The following is a 21,242-nucleotide window of genomic DNA, read 5'->3' on the forward strand; positions in this document are numbered from 1 at the left end:
ATAAGGAGAGACATCCATGAAAGCCCGTGACCTTTCTGTCCTTTTAGGTGTTATTTTAATCATTATTATGTTAATTATCCCATTGCCGGGATGGTTATTAAGTGTACTTATTCTTACAAATATGTCACTAGCGTTAATTGTAATTCTTGTTTCTATGAATACGCAGGAACCACTACAGTTTTCCGTTTTCCCTACGCTGCTTTTACTGCTGACATTGTTTCGGCTCGGATTGAATGTTTCTACTACAAGATCCATACTTTCGGAAGCTGATGCAGGCGGTGTAGTTGAAACATTTGGTTCCTTTGTGATTGGCGACAATCCGTTTGTCGGATTTGTTGTGTTTATTATTCTTGTTATTATTCAATTTATTGTTATTACTAAGGGAGCTGAAAGGGTCTCTGAAGTTTCTGCCAGGTTTACCCTGGATGCTATGCCCGGAAAACAAATGAGCATCGATGCTGATTTAAATGCTGGTTTAATCTCCGAACAGCAAGCAAAGGAAAGACGGGAGAAGGTAGAAGATGAAGCAGACTTCCACGGTTCTATGGACGGTGCCAGCAAATTTGTAAAAGGAGATGCCATTGCTGGTATCATTATTGTCTTAATCAATATCATATTTGGCCTGATTATTGGGATGGTACAGATGGATATGTCGTTTCAGGAAGCGATCAATACATATATGCGGCTTACTGTAGGGGACGGGCTTGTCAGCCAAATTCCTGCACTGCTTATAGCTACTGCAACCGGAATAGTCGTAACGAGAACTGCCAGTACCGGAAACCTCGGTACAGAGGTCAGCGGTCAGCTTCTTCAATATCCAAAGCTGTTATTTATAGCAGCAGGTACAATTTTTTTCATTGGGTTAACACCAATTAATTTCCTGCTTACCACGATATTATCCGGTCTCCTGGCATTGAGCGGGTATTTATTATTAAGACAAAACAGTGAAGAGGAAGAGGTAATAGGTGAAGCGGAGGAGGATGAAGCCCAGAGCACAGCAATGAAGGAGACAGATAATGTCATCAGCCTGTTGAATGTCGATCCGATTGAATTTGAATTTGGTTATGCCTTAATACCGATCGCCGATGCAAATCAGGGAGGAGATCTGCTCGATAGGATTATAATGATTCGCAGACAACTTGCAATAGAACTTGGCATGGTTATTCCGGTGGTAAGAATCCGGGATAATATCCAGCTTGAACCAAATGAATACAGATTAAAAATTAAAGGAAATGAAGTTGCCTCAGGTGAATTATTATTAGATCATTATTTGGCCATGGCCCCCGATATGGAAAATGATGAATTAGAAGGAATAGTTACGAAAGAACCTGCTTTCGGGCTGCCCGCAAAATGGGTTAATGGGGAAGTGAAGGATGAAGCTGAACTACTGGGCTATACGGTAGTAGACCCGCCATCCGTTGTTTCCACCCACCTTACAGAAGTTATCAAACAGCACGCCCATACATTGCTTGGAAGACAGGAAACAAAACAACTGATAGATCATGTGAAGGAGAATTACCCGATTTTGATTGAAGAAGTTACGCCGGAGCCACTGGCAGTAGGAGACATACAGAAAGTACTGGGCAAGCTGCTTAAAGAGAATATTTCCATAAGAAACTTGCCAGTTATTTTTGAGACATTGGCAGACTTTGCAAAGCTTACAAATGATACAGATTTATTGGCAGAATATGTGCGCCAGTCACTATCAGCACAAATAACCAAGCAATATGCGCAAGAAGACATGTCTTTAAAAGTGATCACTGTCAGCGGCAAGGTGGAAAAGTTAATTGCGGAAAATATCCAGCAGACAGAGCATGGCAATTACTTATCACTGGATCCGGAAGATCAGCAGCAAATAATAAATATCATCCGGGAAGAAGCAGAAAAAGCTTCAATAAAGCAGGATACACCAGTAGTATTATGCTCCCCGGCCATACGGATGTATTTAAAACAGTTAATTGAACGGTTTATGCCGCAGATAGTTGTGTTGTCCTATAATGAATTGGAGCCAACTGTCCAGGTACAAAGCATAGGGGTGGTGAATGTAGCATGAAAGTAAAAAAATATGCAGCACCGACGATGCCTGAAGTGATGAAGCAAATTAGAAATGAGCTTGGATCAGAAGCAGTTATTTTAAATTCAAGAAAGGTAAAGCGGAGCGGAGGTTTTATGGGGCTAAAAAAGAAAAGCCTTGTTGAAGTAGTTGCTGCACTTGATCCTGTGCCTAAGCCGTTAAATCAGGAGACAAAACTAATGGAAACAAATGATCCGCTCAGCGAATATAAAAGAACTTCTGATTCGGCTGCGCATGTTTTGAACGAGATTCAAGTACTGAAGAAGTTGATACACCAATCAACAATGAATAAAAGCAAATATCCCGCTATATACCAGTCCATATATATGTATTTGCTTGAGCAGGAAACCGATGAAACAGTTGCGTGCAGGATACTTGACCAAGTTGTCTCATTTCATGAATCAGAAAATATCGAGCCTACCCGGGAAAGGGTTAAACAGGATGTGAAAAAAGAAATCATGATCCAATTGGAAGCTCTGTCCTATAAACCTATTTCATCTGAACAAAAGGTAGTACATTTTGTTGGTCCTACCGGAGTCGGTAAAACAACAACAATTGCCAAAATAGCAGCAAAGAGTGTTTTAAAAGAAGGAAAAAGGGTTGCTTTCATCACTGCAGACACATACAGAATTGCTGCCGTTGAACAGCTGAAGACGTATGCCAGGATACTGAACGTTCCGGTGGAAGTAGTCTATACAAAAGAAGATTATATAAATGCGGTTAAAAAATTGGAAGACTATGATTTTATTCTGGTAGATACGGCGGGAAGGAATTTTCGGGAAGAAATTTATATCAATGAATTATCGGACTGTATTGAATCCGACATTACAATTGATATATATCTGGTTTTATCTTTAACATCCAAGGCAAAAGACCTCATGGAAATATATGAACAGTTTCGTTATTTACCAATAAATCAGGTTATATTAACAAAAATAGATGAAACAAGGCAATATGGCAGTATGCTTAATCTTGCATTGGAAAAAAAGACAGGCATAGCTTATATAACAAATGGCCAGGATGTACCGGATGATTTAATGGAAGCTACTCCTGAATTAATCGCAAACTATTGCACAGGCGGCAGCTATCATGCATGACCAGGCAGAAAGTTTACGTAGGCATATGCAGAAGAAAAATAACCTGAGATATGCTAAAACATTGTCCGTTATTAGTGGTAAAGGAGGTGTAGGCAAATCAAATGTTGCACTCAACTTCTGTTTACAGCTGATTAATCATGATAAGAAAGTTTTACTTTTTGATTTGGATTTTGGCATGGGAAATGTGGATATTTTACTGGGACTTCATGCAAATAAAACAATTGTAGACATGTTTAATGAAAAGCTGTCAGCCTGTGAAGTGATAGAACGGGGACCCGGGGGCCTGGATTATATTGCCGGCGGATCAGGACTAAACAGCATATTTAAAGCAGACAGCAACGTGATGGATTACTTTTTTAAACAATATGACCAATTAATCGATATGTACGATTACATCATTTTTGATATGGGAGCAGGAGCAACAGAAGAGAGTATCCGTTTTATTTTAGCATCGGATGAATGTATTGTGGTTACCACCCCGGAGCCTACATCCATTACAGATGCTTATGGCATGATCAAGTTTATTTTAACCAGGCGTCCTTCCATGACAATCCATGCAGTGATGAACAGGTCTCGGTCAGTGAAATCCGGTTATGATGCACTAATGAGGTTTAAAAAAGTGGTTTTCCAATTTTTAAATGCAGATATTCAACCTATGGGAATATTGCCGGAGGATAAAAATGTACCAGAAGCCGTAATCCGACAGACACCTTTTATATTATATAATGATGCATCTCCAGTGACGGAAGCAATGAAATAACTTACCATTGGCTACATGACCAATTCACCGGCAATCCCAAAAGAAAGGACATCATTTGTCCAGCGGTTAAAGCAACTACTCATCAAGAGGTAAGAAAATATGGATCTTATTCATGTGATAATCATCGCTGATGATGCATGCAAAAGTAAAGAAATAACAGATATTTTACATAGAGAGAAACGTGTGCGGGTTATCGATCAGACCGGAAGCATTGAAGGTGGCGTAAAAAAGGTAACCGAACAGCAGCCTGAGGTCGTTATAGTGGATATACCGTCTCCACAGGTCGAAGAGATCGAACTGCTTGAAAATATAATAATAGAGCAGCCGGTTTCAGTACTCATACTGTATGATGAAATAACAAAAAGCGGGTCTGAAGAAGTACAGGCATTATTCCCTGGTGCTGTTTACTTGTTCAGGCGGCCCTCAGCAAATCAATCTCTGAACTCAATAGGGGAGGAATTAATACAGAGCGTAATTTCAGGATCTCAAGTTAAGTTAAAGAAAGGTATGCTGCAAAACTCATTAGTAGAGCAAGCAGTTAAACCGGAACTTCCATTCCAATCATTTGAAAAAACTGTAATAGCAATTGGCACATCTACCGGTGGTCCCAGGGCACTTGAGAATGTATTTACCCAAATGCCAAAAAAATTACCTGGACCTGTTTTGGTAGTTCAGCATATGCCCGCCGGTTTTACAAAATCACTTGCAGAAAGGTTGAACAGACTGGTGGATTTTTCTGTTAAAGAAGCAGAGAATTTGGAAGTCATTCACAGAAATACAGCATATATTGCGCCCGGCGGCTGCCACATGAAATTACGGAACAGAAACAGGAAACTTGTCATCGAGTTATCAAAGGATGCTCCTTTTCGGGGGCATCGGCCTTCCGTGGATGTTCTGCTTCATTCTATTGCAGAAATGTATCACATAAATAAAATTGCTGTGATATTAACCGGAATGGGAAGTGATGGCGCGGATGGGATACGGCAATTAAAATCCAATGATCCCAATACTGTAGTGATTGCGGAGTCTCAGGAGACTGCTGTTATTTACGGCATGCCCAGAGCTGCTGTAAATACGAACATGGTAGACCATGTGGTTCCATTATCCCAAGTGGGAAAAAAACTAATAAATATCATCGGAAAAATAAGAGGGGAATAACATGGAAATTGCCAGATCTAGATTATTCAGATGTATTTATTGACGAAAGCAATGAACATATAAGGGTTCTATACGATAAGGTGCTGACACTAAAAGCAAGTTCAAACAGCTTTCGGGAATAAAGGAAAAGAAAAGAGTAAAACAAGCAGGATGCTTAATGAAGTAATCTAAAAAATAAAAAACGGGGTGCATCAGCATGGAAATTGAAAAAATGAATGATATAAAGGTGATTGTTTTTCAATTGGAAAAAGAGGAATATGCTGTTTCCGTACAGCAGGTAGGTTCCATTGAGCGTATTCAGCCGATTACCAGAGTGCCGCAGACAGAAACTTTTGTAAAAGGGGTTATCAATTTAAGAGGGGTCATCACGCCTGTGATTGATATTCGTCTCCGTTTCGGATTGGAGGAAAAGGAATATACGGAATCCAGCAGGATTATAATTGTCCATTTAGATGATATGGAAGTTGGGTTAATTGTTGATTCGGCCAATGATGTAATTGATATTGCCAAAAATGCCATAGAACCTGCTCCGGAAATAATTGGGACGGTTGACACCGATTATATTGAAGGGGTTGCCAAAGTGGAAGACAGACTTCTTATCCTGCTCAATCTGCAAAAAGTACTGACGCCGGAAGAAATAAATGATTTAAGCACTGCGGAAGGATAATGAAAATGGAAATAACAAAACTGACCACTATCCAAAAAGATGTCTTAAAAGAAATAGGTAATATCGGTGCGGGTAATGCAGCTACCTCCATGTCCGAGTTACTGAATAAAAAAATTGACATGCAAGTTCCTACAGTAAATGTGGTTGACTTTGATGAAATGATGGACATGATCGGCGGACATGAACAAGTAATTACAGCATTGTTCTTTCGAATCCAAGGGGAGGCACCTGGAACAGTATATTTTATATTAAGTATAGAAGAAGCAAAAAATCTTGTTGAAGAAATAACAAATCAAAACGGCTGCGGTCTGCTGGGAGAGGAATTTGATGAAATGGCCGTTTCAGCGTTGCAGGAAGCGGGCAATATTTTAACAAGTTCCTATCTGTCCGCTTTATCTGACTTTACCAATTTAAATATGCAGCCATCCATTCCCTATTTAAGCATTGACATGGCCGGAGCTATATTAACAGCCGGATTGGTTGAATTATCCCAGGTTACGGACTACGCCATTATTATTAATACAAGAATTAACTATCTGGACAGCAAAGACGGGATTCAGGGAAATTTCTTTTTCATTCCGGATCCGCATTCTTTTCAAAAAATATATCAATCTTTGGGATTACATAATCATGAATAAAACACAGACAGTAATAAAAGTAGGGATAGCGGATGTGAATCTTGTAAAAAAACCTGAAAATATACGAACCTCCGGATTGGGTTCATGTGTAGGTGTCGTTGTATACGATGCGAAAGCAGGGCTTGCAGGGTTGGCTCATATTTTACTGCCTGACTCCAGTATGGCAAGACAAAAAGATATCAATATATATAAATATGCTGATACTGCCTTGCCGTATTTAATTGACAGCCTGATAAAAAAAGGAGCTTCGCCAGACAGGTTAAAAGCAAAAATGGCAGGGGGAGCACAAATGTTTCAATTTTCTTCCCAGTCGAATATGATGCGGATCGGTCCGCGAAATATAGAGGCGGTCCGGGGAATCTTGCATGAATACCATATCCCTGTCGTTGCGCATGATGTGGGAGGAAATGCAGGCAGAACGATAGAATTCGATACAAACATGAATAAATTAAAGATACGAAAAATAAATGAGAAAGAATTTTTGATCTAGACAAACAATCAGTCAACTGCGGATTATGAGCTAATTTTGAAGAGAGGAGGAATTAATAATGCAAACGAACACTACATCACGGGAAGCAGTACTTTGGAAAAACTGGTTAGAAGACCGTGATGAGCAGGCCGCTAATAAACTAATCCAGCAATATATGCACTTAGTGAGTTTTCATGTGGAAAGAATATCAAGCCATTTACCGACAAGTGTGAATAAAGATGATGTTCAAAGCTTTGGGCTAATCGGCTTATTCGACGCTATCAAAAAATTTGAGCCGAGCCGGGAATTAAAGTTTGATACGTATGCCTCCTTTCGCATCCGCGGGGCGATTATGGATGGATTGCGCAAAGAAGACTGGATACCAAGGTCATTAAGAGATAAAATTAAAAAGGTGGAAAAAATAACACAAGAACTTGAACAGCTTTATCAGCGAAAGCCGAAAATCGAAGAAATTTCTAAAAGCGCAGGATTGGAAATAAAAGAAACGGAAGTCATTATCAGAGATTCATTATTTTCCAACATATTATCCATGGAGGAAAAACCGGCTGAAGGAAAATCGGAATTAAAAGAAGGGATTGGCTACTCTGTTCCTGATAAATCGGCTGTACTTCCGGAAGAACAGCTGGTTTCCGAGGAACTGAAAAAAGATTTGGCAGAAGGCATAAAGGCATTAAATGAAAACGAGAAACTGGTCATCAGTCTGTTTTATCATGATGAATTAACATTAACCGAAATAGGAAAAGTGCTTGGTTTAACGACGTCCCGCATCTCCCAGATACATAAGAGATCTATTGTTAAGTTAAGAGATTCACTAAGGAAAATACAGGCTTATCAATAATAGGGAAAAGAGGGGAAATTGATGGTTACACACCATAATATTTTTCATATAGCTGTTTCCGATGATCGAGTGCATGCAGAAATAGAATTGAAAGAACCCCGCATCCCGGAAGATTTTAGCATGGATGAAAATGACGTTAGCCAGCTGCTGAATGACTATAATATAAAATATGGCATCGATGAAGAAGCAGTCAGGATGCTCCGCTGCGAACTTTCCAGAGATATATTTCCTCTCGTGATTGCAAAGGGGAAGCCGGTGGTTCATGGGGAAGATGGCCGGTTAAACTTTATGGCAAACGTTCATCCTGGTGAAATTAACCGTAGTCCGGGCTGGAATTTTCGGGATGTTATGTCTATTCCTTCGGTTAAAAAAGGAGAAAAAATCGCGGAAGTAATATTGCCTGCCGAGGGGGAAAATGGAAAAACGGTACATGGTACTGTTATACGTGCGAAAAAAGGAAAGCCATCCAATGTAATGGCCGGAAAAAATGTAGTATTTCTCGAGGATAATCATGCTTTTTATGCTGCAGCTAATGGGCAATTAAGCATCAGCGGCAGAAATATACATGTTCATCCAGTATTTGAAGTCGATAGCACATTGTCCATGAAAGAGGGAAACCTGGATTTTACAGGTACTATCATTATTCGCGGAGATGTTCCAGCCGGATATTCCGTTAAAGCGGAAGGGGATATTAAAGTATTTGGCATTGTGGAAGCAGCTACACTTATGTCAGGAGGTTCCATTTTCATTGCAGAAGGGCTGGCGGGACAGAAAAAGGGCTATATCAAAGCGGAAGAATCCATTCGGATTGGATATATTAACCAGGGCAAGGTTTTCGCAGGCAACGATTTATTCGTAGAAAACTCCATTATTCATAGTACTTGTACGGTGAAAAATCATGTGTTTTGCCAAAAAGGAAATATCATTGGGGGTAGTTTATCCGTAGGGAAATCCCTGGCTGCAAAAGATATAGGTTCACGATTTGGCACAAAAACAGAAATTATATTTGGCATGGATCAGCACTTGCATCGTAAAGAAGAAGAATTATTTAAAGAAAAGCAAGAACTGGAGGATACAATACAGAAATTAACCAAGCTGGGTGAAAAAATAAAACAGCAGAATACGAAAGATAACCCCAAGTTAAGGATCATGCTCCTGAAACAAAGGAATTCCTACACGAAAGCAAGAGAAAAATTATCCGAAATAGAAAGATCCCTGGGAAAAATAAATGCCCAATTGGGATCAGAAAATGAAGCAGAATTAATTGTCAACAATTATTTATTCAGCCATGTTACAGTTGCTTTTGGAAAATATAAACGTATAATGAAAACAGATTATCATTATATTAGAATGTTTTTAAGTAAAAATGAAATAGTTATTGAACCTTTATTTCAGTAGATAACTTCTACTATTCTATAAAGGGAGTGACGATACTTGAGCTGGAAATCAATAGAAATGCAGGTCGCGCTTCCAAGAACACAGGATGCCGGGAAACTTCAGGAGCAAATGGGAAAGCAGCATCAGCATTTTCAGGAGTCGCTGGCAGCGAACCAATTAAAGCAGGAGGAACGGAAACGAAAAAAAGTAAATGATTATGAAAGCATACATTTGCTGAAAGATAAGAAGGGAGATAATACATCTGTTTTACGAGATGAAGAGAAAAAGAAGGATTCAGGCTCTCAAAATAAAGCGGAGCATCCTTATTTGGGCATGAAGATTGATTTTAACGGATAGAGGGATGTTATGGTATCATTCGCAATTATTATCAGTTTTATATTACATATTATAACCTTTGCTGTCATTTACGTGCTGTTTAAACAAGTTCAAACGAAGAAAGAAACAAACACCGGTGAAATTCAAACACTTTTAGATGGATATCTGCAGGAAATAAAAGAAGAAAATTTCCGGCTGCAAAAAGCCGTTTCTGAAGGCTGGACCAATGAACACGGACAGCCTTTGCCAAAAAAGGACAACACAGACGGTGACCCGGCAACAACTAACACAAGTGAAGATGGTATCTATGAAAATGAGCAAAAAGATGATATGGAAGCATCCCTGCAATCCCGTATTCTGCAATTATATGATCAAGGACACACAGAAGCGGAAATTGCTCGGGAACTGAATTGCGGAAAAACAGAAGCGGCACTGATCATTAAATTGTACAGCAAAAAGTAATTGCAGGCAGAGATGGCGGCTGATTTTCTCATTTTTTACTTGATTACGACGTGGCACTATGTTATATTAATTTTTGGTGTAAAGACTTGGTTCATCAATAAAGAATCAGGAAAAAAATACACACGCCCGGGGATTTGTATGGAAGGTGCCATGTGAAATGGTCTCTAAACAATATGAACCGGACGGAGGAAAAAACCATAAGGAGGAAGTAAAATGTCAGCAATTTCAATGAAACAACTGCTTGAAGCTGGAGTGCACTTTGGGCACCAGACACGCCGTTGGAATCCGAAGATGAAAAAATACATCTTTACGGAACGTAATGGCATTTATATCATCGACCTGCAAAAAACGGTAAAGAAGGTTGATGAAGCGTATAATTATGTAAAGGAATTAGCAGCCAATGGAGGAACCCTTCTTTTTGTGGGAACAAAAAAACAGGCCCAGGATTCTGTACGGGACGAAGCTACCCGTTCAGGCATGTTCTATGTGAATCAGCGCTGGCTGGGAGGAACATTAACAAATTTCCAGACAATCCGCAAACGCATCAGCCGCCTGAAGGATATTGAGCGTATGGAAGAAGACGGCACGTTTGAAGTACTTCCGAAAAAAGAAGTTGGAGAACTGCTGAAAGAAAAAGATCGTTTGGTTAAGTTTCTTGGGGGAATTAAAGAGATGGATAGGCTGCCAGATGCTTTATTCGTTATCGATCCCCGAAAAGAGCGTATTGCAATAGCGGAAGCTCATAAGTTAAATATCCCTATTATCGGGATTGTAGATACAAACTGTGATCCGGATGAAATCGACTATGTCATTCCGGCTAACGATGATGCCATCCGCGCAGTAAAACTTTTGACTTCAAAAATGGCAGATGCTATTTTAGAGGTGAAACAGGGAGAAGAATTGGAAGAAGTTCAGCCGGAGGAAGAAGCACAGGCTGTCGAGACGGAAGCAGAAACTGCAAATTCTGGTGAAGAAGATTCCGGTACAAAAGAAGTTTAACTATTAAAAGGGAAGGGTGATAAGAGGATAAGAGCCTTTTATCACCTTTTTTAAAGCAAATATGATGATGAATGAAACAAGGAGGATGTAATAATGGCAATTACCGCAAAAATGGTTAAAGAGCTGCGCGAGAAAACAGGCGCAGGTATGATGGATTGTAAAAAAGCATTGCAGGAGACAGATGGGGATATGGATAAGGCCATCGATTTTCTGCGTGAAAAAGGAATGGCGAAAGCAGCAAAGAAAGCAGACCGCATTGCAGCAGAAGGTCTTGCACATGTAGAAGTGAAGGATAACACTGCTGTATTGCTTGAAGTGAACTGTGAAACCGACTTTGTAACCAAAAATGATCAATTTAAGCAGCTGCTCTCTGACATCGGCAAGCATTTAGTGGAAGAAAACCCATCCACTGTAGAGGAAGCGCTTGGTCAAAAAATGCATGGCGGGGAAGAAACACTGGAAGCTTATATTAATGCTGCAGTGGCAAAAATAGGTGAAAAAATTTCTTTGCGCCGTTTTACTGTTTTGACAAAAACGGATAATGATGCATTTGGTGAATATCTCCACATGGGCGGACGCATAGGAGTCCTGACATTATTGGAAGGTACGAATGATAAGGAATTGGCTAAAGATATTGCCATGCATACAGCAGCGATCAATCCTCGTTATATTTCCCGGGATGATGTGGCGGAAGAAGAGGTTAACCACGAACGGGAAGTATTGAAAACCCAAGCATTGAATGAAGGAAAGCCGGAAAACATTGTGGAAAAAATGGTGGAAGGCCGCCTTGGTAAGTTTTTTGAAGAGATTTGTCTGTTAGAACAGGATTTCGTTAAAGATCCTGATCAAAAAGTCAAAAAGTATGTTGGAGATAAAGGAGCAGCCGTTAAAGCATTTGCCCGTTATGAAGTAGGCGAAGGTATGGAAAAACGGGAAGAAAACTTCGCAGATGAGGTAATGAGCCAAATTAAAAAATAAAAACATGCTGTAAAAAGGGAACCTTTGCTGTTCCCTTTTTGGCAGACAGGAAATTGAAACTATTCTTTAATACTGCTTAAACAAGAGGCTCTTGGGTCTTTACTTGCGATCCATAAGACTTGCACCCCAAAAGCCAAAAGGGTCCGGAAAGAAAGTTTTGTTTCCGGGAATCCTTTAACGATCAACCAGTTTTCCAACAATAGACGTTCAGAGTAAACGGATAAAATAGTTTTTCTATGGAGGTTATTATGACAACAGCTCGTTACCGCAGAATAGTACTTAAACTGAGTGGAGAAGCTTTAAGCGGCCAACAAGGTACCGGAATAGAACCGAAAATAATACAGTCCATTGCGGCTCAGGTAAAGGAAGTTGCTGAACTGGGCGTTGAGATTGCGATCGTGGTTGGCGGAGGCAATATTTGGCGTGGAAAAGTAGGAAGTGAAATGGGGATGGACCGGGCAACTGCAGACTACATGGGAATGCTTGCTACTATTATGAACTCGCTGGCGCTGCAGGACGGATTGGAAAAAATAGGCATTCCGACAAGAGTGCAGACATCTATTGAAATGCGTCAGGTTGCTGAACCTTACATAAGGAGAAAGGCCATTCGCCATTTGGAGAAAAAACGTGTTGTCATTTTTGCTGCTGGTACCGGAAATCCTTATTTCTCAACAGATACGACTGCAGCCTTACGCGCTGCTGAAATTGAAGCTGAAGTAATTTTAATGGCAAAAAATAACGTGGATGGGGTTTACACAGACGATCCTAAAATAAATAAAAATGCGAAGAAATATGATAAACTTTCTTATATGGAAATGTTAAATGAAGGGTTGGGCGTAATGGATTCCACGGCCTCCACGCTGTGTATGGATAATAATATTCTGTTAAAAGTATTTTCAATTACAGAAGAAGGTAATATTAAAAGAGTTGTGCAAGGTGAAGAAATTGGAACAACCATAAGGGGGAAATAATAATGGCGGATCAAATTAAAAAGCAAATGAAAGATAAAATGGCTCAGGCTGTACAGGCATTTTCCAGAAATTTAGCAACTGTAAGGGCAGGGAGAGCGAACCCGAGCCTGCTGGACAGTGTGCATGTTGATTATTATGGCGCTTCCACACCTTTAAATCAATTGGCATCGGTGGGTGCACCGGAGGCGAGATTGCTTGTAGTTACACCTTACGATAAAACAGCCCTACCCGATATTGAAAAAGCCATTCAAAAGGCGGATTTAGGTCTGTCTCCTTCCAATGACGGAAATGTTATTCGAATTAATATTCCTGCTTTAACGGAGGAGAGACGCAAGGATTTGGTAAAAGTAGTAGGCAAATATGCTGAAGAATCACGCGTCCAAGTAAGAAATGTGCGCCGTGAGGCAAATGATCAATTGAAAAAGAACGCCGATCTCGCTGAGGATGAATTAAGAAACGCCCAGGATGATGTGCAAAAAGTGACAGATGACCATATCAGACAAATCGATGAGCTTGCTAAAAATAAAGAAAAAGAAATTATGGAAGTTTAGCCGAAGACCAGGCTGCAATAATCAGCTTACCGCTAAAGGGATGCTTAACATTCGTATTTCCTTTCTTAAAGTCCATGTGCAGGCTTTAGCTGGACTTATATATAAGAAAGCTTAATAATTTCTTATATATGAAAATAAATATAACCGCCCTCTTTTTTAAGGGGGCTTTTGTATTCTTTTTTAAATATCGTTATAATAAAGTAGGATTTTCATGATATAATGATATTTCATTGCGTATAGTTTATTAAATCAAATCATAATGAATAAAAAAGAATGTATATCAGGATAAACCAAGCATTCGGAGGACAGACAATGTCAAAGAAACTTCCTTTTTTCAACAAAGGTAAAAATATAAAAAATGATTTTATTAGAGCGGAAAGTGTGCCAAAGCATGTGGCCATTATTATGGATGGTAATGGACGATGGGCAAAAAAAAGAGGCCTGCCCCGTATTGCAGGACATAAAGAGGGTGTAAACGCCGTAAATAAGATCGTCCGGGCGGCACATAAATGCAATGTACAAATATTGACGTTATATGCATTTTCCACGGAAAATTGGAAAAGGCCAGCATCCGAGATTGAGTTTCTAATGAAACTTCCGAAAGAATTTTTACATATATATTTACCCGAGCTGATGGAAAATAACGTTCAGATTAAGACAATAGGGGATTTTGAGGCACTTCCTGAATATACAAAAGAAGCAGTGCAGTATGCGAAAGACCAAACAAAAAATAATGATGGACTGATCTTAAATTTTGCACTGAACTATGGAAGCAGATACGAAATTATAAAAGCAATTAAGCAATTAATGACTGATGTAAACGGGTCAAAAGTTTCGATTGATTCGCTTGATGAAAAAGTATTTTCAGAGTATTTATATACACAGGGGCTCAGTGATCCTGACTTGCTAATACGGACGAGCGGAGAAATGAGGCTGAGTAATTTTCTGCTATGGCAATCAGCCTATACTGAATTCTGGTTTACCGATGTCCTGTGGCCGGATTTTAATGAGGAAGTATTTCTTCAGGCCATTGAGGATTATCAGTATCGCATCAGACGTTATGGAGGAGTTTAAGGTGATGAATGAACTATGAAAAAAAGGATCATTACAGCCATCGTTGCCCTAATTATATTTTTGCCATTTGTTATTATTGGCGGCTGGCCATTTGATTTGTTCGTTTACCTCATAGCCACTGTAGGGTTAATTGAGCTAATGAGAATGCGGCAAATACCTGTCATCTCCTTTCCGTTTTTTCTGGCATTGGCCCTAATGTGGTTATTTTTATTGCCTCAGGAAGTATATTTGCATGTGGAATGGTTTTCCAAAGTAAATATATTGCTGATTATTGTCATGCTGTTATTAAGCTATACCGTTCTTTTGAAAAATAAGTTTACATTTGATCATGCAGGCTTTATACTGTTGGCTGCACTATATGTTGGCATGGGTTTTTTCTTTTTTATCGAAACAAGGGATTCAGCTAATGGCCTGGCAAATATCCTGTATGTTTTTCTGATTGTCTGGGCAACAGATACCGGAGCTTATTTTGTTGGCAGATCATTTGGGAAACGAAAACTATGGCCCGAAATCAGCCCGAAGAAAACGATTGAGGGTGCGATAGGGGGCATCATTCTTGCCACTTTGACAGGAGTTATATATCATTTGATTATACCCTTTTCAAATTCTATGATTATTACCATCGCTGTAACAATATTAGCTTCTATTTTTGGACAAATTGGTGATTTGGTTGAATCGGCTTTAAAGCGCCACTATGGCGTGAAAGATTCAGGGGATATATTGCCGGGGCATGGCGGGATATTGGATCGGTTTGACAGCCTTCTGTTTGTGTTTCCGCTTGTACATTTTATCGGCTTTATGTAATTTTCCTCTGTGCGGTACTTCCAGAGCGAAGTGCTATTGCAAAGGTCACTAATATGAATAAATTTTAGTGTGATTTTCAGATAGTGAAAGTTTGTGAAACTTTGATACCCTGCTTGGAGATTTTATTATTAAAATATTTACAGTCTGTCTCACATATAGTTGATAAGGGGCAAATTAGCAGTTTCCCTTGCATATATTAACCAAAGATAAAACAAGCCTGTAAATCCGTGCTATAATGTTGGGTGTATAGCGCTTAAAGGAAGGTGTTTCTTTTGAACACAGTTATTGCTTTTATATTCATGTTCGGCTTGCTTGTGTTTGTGCACGAATGGGGTCATTTGATTTTTGCTAAGCGTGCCGGCATGCTGGCTCGGGAATTTGCCATCGGATTTGGACCAAAGATTTTTTCGTTTGTAAGAAACGAAACACTTTATACCATTCGTTTATTGCCCATCGGAGGATACGTTCGGGTAGCAGGGGAAGACCCCGAGATTATAGAATTAAAACCCGGTTATCATATCGGTCTTGAATTCAGTGAGGAAGGCAAAGTAAATAAAATCATTGTTAATCATAAATCAAAGCATCCAAATGCTCGCGTTATCGAAGTAGAGCGGGCTGAATTGGATCATGAGCTGGTAATAGAAGGTTATGAAATCGATGAAGAAGATGAAAAACTAGTCTTTGACGTAGACCCGAAAGCTGCTTTTGTGATGGATGAAACAGAAACGCAGATCGCTCCATATGACCGGCAATTTGCTTCAAAAACTGTCGGACAGCGGGGCATGCAGCTGTTTGCCGGGCCAATGATGAATTTTGTGCTGGCTGCGGTTATTTTTCTTATCATAGGTGTGAGCCAGGGCGTCCCCGTTGATGAAGCAAGACTGAGCGAGATTATGCCTGGCAGTCCTGCAGAAGAAGCCGGCTTTCAGCCTGATGATGAGATTGTTCAAATAGAGGGCAGTCCTGTTTCCACCTGGGAAGAATTTACTGCCATCGTAAGGGATAATCCGGAGGCAGAATTAGATATGGTAGTAGAAAGAAATGGAGAACAAGTCCCTTTGACAGTCGTTCCCGATAGCTTGTCCCAGATGGATATGGACGGGGAAGAGGTAATGGTTGGTCAGATAGGAGTTTACCATGCATTTGAAAAGTCATTTTTCGGGACATTTGAGTGGGGTTTTACACAAACATATGAAACAACAAAAATGATTTTAACGAATTTAATGATGTTAATTACCGGACAGGTTTCCATTGAATTACTTTCCGGTCCGGTAGGAATATACGATGCCACAGATCAGGTAGTACAGACCGGCTTTATGAACTTTTTAATGTGGACAGCAATGCTGAGCATCAACCTTGGTATTATTAATCTGGTTCCGCTGCCTGCGCTTGACGGTGGAAGATTAATGTTTGTAGGGCTTGAAGCAATTAGGGGAAAGCCTATTGCACAGGAAAAAGAAGGGCTCTTTCATATTATTGGATTTGCATTCCTTATGCTGTTAATGATTGTGGTTACATGGAATGATATTCAACGGCTTTTCCTGTAAAAGGTAGATAAAAGGTGAAAGACCCTTGTCTGATCATTTGGACAAGGGTCTAAATATTGGTGAGGAATTTGCCGGAGGGAATAATCAAGGAGGGATTAAGGATGAGAATATCCGAAATAGAGAAAATGGATGTTTTGCTGGAGCAGCTGCACATTCCCGAGAAGGATAGAGAAGATTATTTTCAAGAGAGCCGTTTAAAAAAACTAAAGGTGTTTAAAGAATCCAGAACATGGCATTTTTATATTGGGGTAAAGCGAGTTCTTCCGTTCCACGTATACCAGCTTTTTATCACAAACTTAAAACATACCTTCCAGCAAGTAAAAAACGTTGCATTAACCTTGGAAGCAGAAGATAAAGCCACGGATGAAGAAAACGTTTCAGCATATTGGCGCGATTTTCTCCAAACAGAAGCATCATTATCTCCCGCTTACCGTGATTTGATACATAATCAAAAACCAACAGTTAACAATAATAAGATTATGTTAACTGCCAGGAATGAGGCAGAAAAAAATGCTTTAATAAAAAGACTGCAGAACGATTTTCGGATGTATTGCCAAAGAACTGGCCTGCCAGCTTTTCAACTTGATATAAATATAAAGCTGGATGAATCTGAAATTCAAAAGTTTAAAGAGCAAAAAGCAACTGAAGACCGGGAAATGATGATGAAAACTGTTCAGCAAAAAGAAGATAAAGAGCAGAAGAAAGCACAAAACAGCAATCAACCATTTATGCTTGGATATAAAATCCAGGATGATCCGGTATTAATGGAAGAAATTCAAGAAGAAGAGCGCAGGATCACTGTACAGGGCTATATATTTGATGCGGAAGTGCGTGAATTGCGTTCAGGCAGAAGCTTATTGATTATTAAAGCCACAGATTATACGGATTCTCTCCAGATTAAAATGTTTTCCAAAGGCGATGAAGATGCAGAGAAATTTAAATCTGTAAAAGCGGGAATGTGGGTAAAGGCAAGGGGCAGCATACAGACAGATATGTATACAAATGAGCTTGCTATGATGGCCAATGACATTCACGAAGTAAGAGTTGAAGCGAGAAAAGACGCGGCACCTGCTGATCAAAAAAGGGTAGAATTGCATGCGCACACTACGATGAGCCAATTGGATGCCGTTGTATCCCCTGCCGAATTGATTGCCCAGGCAAAGAAATGGGGGCATCAGGCAATTGCCATTACAGATCATGCAGGGGTACAAGGTTTTCCGGAGGCACATAATGCAGGTCAAAAAAATGATATGAAAGTATTATACGGCGTAGAAGCAAACCTTGTGGATGATGGTGTACCGATCGCATACAATGAACAGGATATTGACCTGGCATCAGGCACCCATGTCGTCTTTGATGTTGAAACAACAGGTCTATCTGCAGTTTATGATACAATTATTGAACTTGCAGCTGTTAAAATTCATGATGGGGAAGTCATCGACCGATTTGAGTCTTTTGCAAATCCGCATCACCCTTTATCACAAACTACGATTGATTTGACAGGCATCACTGATGATATGGTGAAAGATGCTCCCGAAGTAGATGAAGTACTTAAAAGGTTCCATGAATGGACTGGGGACAGTGTGCTGGTAGCACATAATGCAAGCTTTGATATAGGGTTTTTAAATCAGGGATATAAAAAGCTTAATTATAACAAAGTGGAAAATGCCGTCATCGATACCCTTGAATTGGCCAGATTTTTATTCCCCGAGTTAAAAAACCACCGCCTTAACACACTATGCAAGTATTTGGATATAGAATTGACACAGCACCACCGTGCTATTTATGATGCAGAAGCAACCGGCTATTTATTCTGGAAACTGGTAAAAGCGTTGCTGAAAAAAGAGATTACCAATCATAATCAGCTTAATAACCATATGGGGGAAGGAAAGGCGTATCAGCGTTCACGGCCGTATCATTGTGTACTCCTTGCTCAAACAGAAACCGGGCTGAAAAATATGTATAAAATAGTATCCAGTGCACATATAGATTATTTTTACCGGGTTCCAAGAATTCCGCGGTCACTGCTGCAAAAAATGAGAGAAGGTATTTTAGTAGGATCGGCTTGTGACCAGGGGGAAGTTTTTGAAACCATGATGCAAAAGTCGGCAGAAGAAGCTGAGAATACAGCCCAATTCTATGACTATATCGAAGTACAGCCCCCGGCCAATTATGCACACCTCATAGAGAAGGACCTAGTGCAGAATGAAGCACAGATTCTGGATATTATCAGAAAGCTGGTCGAAATGGGAGAGCGGATGGACAAGCCTGTAGTGGCAACAGGAAATGTGCATTATTTGGAAGAGCATGATAAATTATATCGGCAAATTCTTGTGTCTTCCCAGGCGGGCAATCCACTGAATCGCCATACATTGCCGGATACGCCATTCAGGACGACGAATGAAATGCTTGATGCGTTTCAATTTCTTGGTGAAGAAAAAGCAAAGGAAATTGTGGTGACAAATACAAATAAAGTAGCGGATGAAATTGATGCTATCTCTCCAGTGAAGGACGGACTGTTTACCCCCAATATTGATGGTGCGGATCAGGAAATTCGGGATTTATGCTACTCCCGTGCAAAATATATTTACGGTGATCCGGTACCTAAAATTGTCGTGGACCGGCTTGAAAAAGAATTGGAAAGCATCATTGGGCATGGGTTTGCCGTAATTTACCTGATCTCGCATAAGCTTGTAAAAAAATCATTGGACGACGGGTACCTGGTTGGATCCAGGGGTTCTGTCGGATCTTCCTTTGTAGCAACCATGACTGAAATAACCGAGGTAAATCCACTGCCTCCGCATTATGTCTGCCCATCCTGCCATCATAATGAATTTATTACGGATGGATCTGTGGGGAGCGGATTTGACCTGCCTGACAAAGAGTGTCCGGAATGCGGCGGCTCCTTGACTAAAGATGGACAGGACATACCTTTTGAAACATTTTTGGGCTTTAAAGGAGACAAAGTGCCCGATATTGATTTAAACTTTTCCGGAACTTACCAGCCACGGGCACATAATTATACGAAAGAGCTGTTTGGCATTGATAATGTTTACCGTGCCGGAACGATAGGAACCATTGCTGAAAAAACAGCTTATGGATATGTAAAAGGCTATGCATCAGATAATCAGCTTACGTATAAAAAAGCCGAGGTAGACAGGCTGGTACAGGGCTGTACCGGAGTAAAACGGACGACCGGACAGCATCCGGGGGGAATCATTGTTGTACCGGAGGACAAGGAAATATTTGATTTCACACCAATTCAATTTCCTGCGGATGATCGAAAAAGTGAATGGAGGACCACACATTTTGACTTCCATTCTATTGACAGCAACTTATTAAAGCTGGATATTCTGGGGCATGATGATCCGACAGTCATCCGCATGCTTCAGGATTTAAGCGGTATCGACCCGGAAACGGTTCCGACCGATGACCCGGAAGTTATGAAGATTTTTTCAGGTCCGGAACCGCTTGGGGTTACACCGGAACAAATTAATTGCAAAACAGGAACATTAGGGGTGCCTGAGTTTGGAACGAGATTTGTCCGTCAGATGCTGGAGGATACAAAACCAACTACGTTTGCGGAATTGGTTATAATTTCAGGACTGTCACATGGTACAGATGTTTGGCTCGGAAATGCCCAGGAGCTGATCAATGATGGGATTTGTGAGCTTTCCGACGTAATTGGCTGCCGTGACGATATCATGGTTTACCTCATGCATAAAGGGCTGGAAGCATCACTTGCATTTAAAATCATGGAATTTGTGCGTAAAGGCAGAGGACTGCAGGATGAATGGATTGTTGAAATGAAAAAACATGGTGTGCCGGATTGGTACATTGAATCCTGTAAAAAAATTAAATATATGTTTCCAAAGGCACATGCTGCTGCTTATGTGCTGATGGCGGTAAGAATCGCTTATTTTAAAGTTCATTATCCTATTTTCTTTTATGCTGCTTATTTTACGGTGAGAGCGGATGATTTTGAACTTGATACAATGATTAAAGGTTCCCAGGCAATCAGAAACCGTATTGAATCTATTGAAGCAAAAGGGAATGACGCACCACCGAAGGAGAAAAGTTTATTAACCGTGTTGGAAATTTCACTGGAAATGTGTGAGCGTGGTTTTCAAATCGGAAAAGTGGACCTGTATAAATCCAGTGCCACTGAATTTATTGTTGATGGGGATACACTGATTCCGCCGTTTAATGCAGTTGATGGTTTAGGCACAAATGCTGCATTGAATATTGTTAAAGCAAGAGAAGATGGAGAGTTTTTATCTAAGGAAGATTTACAAAAAAGAAGCAGGATTTCCAAAACGGTATTGGAATATCTTGATAATCATGGGTGTCTCGAAGGGATGGAAGAAAAAAACCAGCTTTCCCTATTTTAAATCTTTCACCTTTCAGGTTCATGTATGCTA

At 40.1% G+C, this 21,242-nt stretch carries 19 protein-coding genes; all 19 read left to right on the forward strand.

Features of this window, described 5'->3' with window-relative positions; genetic code table 11:
* Positions 1 to 16: 16 nt before the first annotated feature.
* The 19 genes from flhA to GHD25_RS06120 all read left to right on the forward strand — a co-directional run bounded on the left by flhA (position 17) and on the right by GHD25_RS06120 (position 21,212).
* Entirely contained in the window at positions 17 to 2,053 is a 2,037-nt protein-coding gene (flhA, locus tag GHD25_RS06030) for a flagellar biosynthesis protein FlhA (protein WP_164215474.1), read from the forward strand.
* Positions 2,050 to 3,171, forward strand: coding sequence for a flagellar biosynthesis protein FlhF (gene flhF, locus GHD25_RS06035; RefSeq protein WP_164215475.1), 1,122 nt, complete (start codon positions 2,050 to 2,052; stop codon positions 3,169 to 3,171). The genes flhA and flhF overlap by 4 nt, the downstream gene beginning before the upstream one ends.
* Positions 3,164 to 3,931 (forward strand): MinD/ParA family protein, encoded by a 768-nt coding sequence (locus GHD25_RS06040; protein WP_240452241.1) that lies wholly within the window; start codon positions 3,164 to 3,166, stop codon positions 3,929 to 3,931. Before flhF ends, GHD25_RS06040 begins: the two co-directional genes overlap by 8 nt.
* A 99-nt stretch (positions 3,932 to 4,030) precedes the next feature.
* Positions 4,031 to 5,089, forward strand: a complete 1,059-nt coding sequence (gene cheB, locus GHD25_RS06045; RefSeq protein ID WP_164215476.1) for a chemotaxis protein CheB — start codon at positions 4,031 to 4,033, stop codon at positions 5,087 to 5,089.
* Between the two features lie 196 nt (positions 5,090 to 5,285).
* Positions 5,286 to 5,756, forward strand: coding sequence for a chemotaxis protein CheW (locus tag GHD25_RS06050; protein ID WP_205601337.1), 471 nt, complete (start codon positions 5,286 to 5,288; stop codon positions 5,754 to 5,756).
* A gap of 5 nt (positions 5,757 to 5,761) precedes the next feature.
* The gene (locus GHD25_RS06055; protein WP_164215557.1) at positions 5,762 to 6,394 is read left to right on the forward strand and encodes a chemotaxis protein CheC; all 633 of its coding nucleotides are present in this window, start codon (positions 5,762 to 5,764) and stop codon (positions 6,392 to 6,394) included.
* A complete protein-coding gene (locus GHD25_RS06060; RefSeq protein WP_164215477.1) occupies positions 6,387 to 6,884 on the forward strand; it encodes a chemotaxis protein CheD in 498 nt (165 codons plus the stop codon). The genes GHD25_RS06055 and GHD25_RS06060 overlap by 8 nt, the downstream gene beginning before the upstream one ends.
* 58 nt (positions 6,885 to 6,942) lie before the next feature.
* Complete coding sequence (locus GHD25_RS06065; protein ID WP_164215478.1) at positions 6,943 to 7,722, forward strand: FliA/WhiG family RNA polymerase sigma factor; 780 nt, start codon at positions 6,943 to 6,945, stop codon at positions 7,720 to 7,722.
* A 21-nt stretch (positions 7,723 to 7,743) separates the two neighbouring features.
* Positions 7,744 to 9,120 carry a DUF342 domain-containing protein gene (locus GHD25_RS06070; protein WP_164215479.1) on the forward strand — a complete coding sequence of 459 codons (1,377 nt, stop codon included), beginning with the start codon at positions 7,744 to 7,746 and terminating at the stop codon, positions 9,118 to 9,120.
* Between the two features lie 36 nt (positions 9,121 to 9,156).
* Positions 9,157 to 9,456 (forward strand): hypothetical protein, encoded by a 300-nt coding sequence (locus tag GHD25_RS06075; protein ID WP_164215480.1) that lies wholly within the window; start codon positions 9,157 to 9,159, stop codon positions 9,454 to 9,456.
* Positions 9,457 to 9,465: 9 nt separating this feature from the next.
* A complete protein-coding gene (locus tag GHD25_RS06080; protein WP_164215481.1) occupies positions 9,466 to 9,897 on the forward strand; it encodes a helix-turn-helix domain-containing protein in 432 nt (143 codons plus the stop codon).
* Between the two features lie 213 nt (positions 9,898 to 10,110).
* Positions 10,111 to 10,896: a 30S ribosomal protein S2 gene (rpsB, locus tag GHD25_RS06085; protein ID WP_164215482.1), complete on the forward strand. Its 786-nt coding sequence runs from the start codon at positions 10,111 to 10,113 to the stop codon at positions 10,894 to 10,896.
* 93 nt (positions 10,897 to 10,989) lie between these two features.
* Positions 10,990 to 11,874: a translation elongation factor Ts gene (tsf, locus tag GHD25_RS06090; protein WP_164215483.1), complete on the forward strand. Its 885-nt coding sequence runs from the start codon at positions 10,990 to 10,992 to the stop codon at positions 11,872 to 11,874.
* Positions 11,875 to 12,122: 248 nt separating this feature from the next.
* Positions 12,123 to 12,845: a UMP kinase gene (gene pyrH / locus GHD25_RS06095; RefSeq protein WP_164215484.1), complete on the forward strand. Its 723-nt coding sequence runs from the start codon at positions 12,123 to 12,125 to the stop codon at positions 12,843 to 12,845.
* A 2-nt stretch (positions 12,846 to 12,847) separates the two neighbouring features.
* Entirely contained in the window at positions 12,848 to 13,396 is a 549-nt protein-coding gene (gene frr, locus GHD25_RS06100; protein WP_164215485.1) for a ribosome recycling factor, read from the forward strand.
* Between the two features lie 312 nt (positions 13,397 to 13,708).
* Positions 13,709 to 14,470, forward strand: coding sequence for an isoprenyl transferase (locus GHD25_RS06105; RefSeq protein WP_164215486.1), 762 nt, complete (start codon positions 13,709 to 13,711; stop codon positions 14,468 to 14,470).
* Positions 14,471 to 14,485: 15 nt separating this feature from the next.
* Positions 14,486 to 15,274, forward strand: a complete 789-nt coding sequence (locus GHD25_RS06110; RefSeq protein WP_164215487.1) for a phosphatidate cytidylyltransferase — start codon at positions 14,486 to 14,488, stop codon at positions 15,272 to 15,274.
* Positions 15,275 to 15,546: 272 nt separating this feature from the next.
* Positions 15,547 to 16,821 carry an RIP metalloprotease RseP gene (gene rseP, locus GHD25_RS06115; RefSeq protein WP_164215488.1) on the forward strand — a complete coding sequence of 425 codons (1,275 nt, stop codon included), beginning with the start codon at positions 15,547 to 15,549 and terminating at the stop codon, positions 16,819 to 16,821.
* A 101-nt stretch (positions 16,822 to 16,922) separates the two neighbouring features.
* Complete coding sequence (locus tag GHD25_RS06120) at positions 16,923 to 21,212, forward strand: PolC-type DNA polymerase III (RefSeq protein ID WP_164215489.1); 4,290 nt, start codon at positions 16,923 to 16,925, stop codon at positions 21,210 to 21,212.
* Positions 21,213 to 21,242 lie beyond the last annotated feature (30 nt).

The organism is Virgibacillus aidingensis (assembly GCF_010994035.1).
GTDB lineage: Bacteria > Bacillota > Bacilli > Bacillales > Amphibacillaceae > Virgibacillus_N.

What these genes read in the sequence shown, in the direction of transcription:
- GHD25_RS06050 (WP_205601337.1), top strand. Translation starts at nt 5,286, where the DNA reads ATGGAAATTGAAAAAATGAATGATATAAAGGTGATTGTTTTTCAATTG.
- GHD25_RS06110 (WP_164215487.1), top strand. Translation starts at nt 14,486, where the DNA reads ATGAAAAAAAGGATCATTACAGCCATCGTTGCCCTAATTATATTTTTG.
- GHD25_RS06105 (WP_164215486.1), top strand. Translation starts at nt 13,709, where the DNA reads ATGTCAAAGAAACTTCCTTTTTTCAACAAAGGTAAAAATATAAAAAAT.
- GHD25_RS06055 (WP_164215557.1), top strand. Translation starts at nt 5,762, where the DNA reads ATGGAAATAACAAAACTGACCACTATCCAAAAAGATGTCTTAAAAGAA.
- GHD25_RS06120 (WP_164215489.1), top strand. Translation starts at nt 16,923, where the DNA reads ATGAGAATATCCGAAATAGAGAAAATGGATGTTTTGCTGGAGCAGCTG.
- GHD25_RS06040 (WP_240452241.1), top strand. Translation starts at nt 3,164, where the DNA reads ATGCATGACCAGGCAGAAAGTTTACGTAGGCATATGCAGAAGAAAAAT.
- rpsB (WP_164215482.1), top strand. Translation starts at nt 10,111, where the DNA reads ATGTCAGCAATTTCAATGAAACAACTGCTTGAAGCTGGAGTGCACTTT.
- pyrH (WP_164215484.1), top strand. Translation starts at nt 12,123, where the DNA reads ATGACAACAGCTCGTTACCGCAGAATAGTACTTAAACTGAGTGGAGAA.
- frr (WP_164215485.1), top strand. Translation starts at nt 12,848, where the DNA reads ATGGCGGATCAAATTAAAAAGCAAATGAAAGATAAAATGGCTCAGGCT.
- GHD25_RS06065 (WP_164215478.1), top strand. Translation starts at nt 6,943, where the DNA reads ATGCAAACGAACACTACATCACGGGAAGCAGTACTTTGGAAAAACTGG.
- GHD25_RS06060 (WP_164215477.1), top strand. Translation starts at nt 6,387, where the DNA reads ATGAATAAAACACAGACAGTAATAAAAGTAGGGATAGCGGATGTGAAT.
- flhF (WP_164215475.1), top strand. Translation starts at nt 2,050, where the DNA reads ATGAAAGTAAAAAAATATGCAGCACCGACGATGCCTGAAGTGATGAAG.
- tsf (WP_164215483.1), top strand. Translation starts at nt 10,990, where the DNA reads ATGGCAATTACCGCAAAAATGGTTAAAGAGCTGCGCGAGAAAACAGGC.
- GHD25_RS06080 (WP_164215481.1), top strand. Translation starts at nt 9,466, where the DNA reads ATGGTATCATTCGCAATTATTATCAGTTTTATATTACATATTATAACC.
- GHD25_RS06070 (WP_164215479.1), top strand. Translation starts at nt 7,744, where the DNA reads ATGGTTACACACCATAATATTTTTCATATAGCTGTTTCCGATGATCGA.
- cheB (WP_164215476.1), top strand. Translation starts at nt 4,031, where the DNA reads ATGGATCTTATTCATGTGATAATCATCGCTGATGATGCATGCAAAAGT.
- flhA (WP_164215474.1), top strand. Translation starts at nt 17, where the DNA reads ATGAAAGCCCGTGACCTTTCTGTCCTTTTAGGTGTTATTTTAATCATT.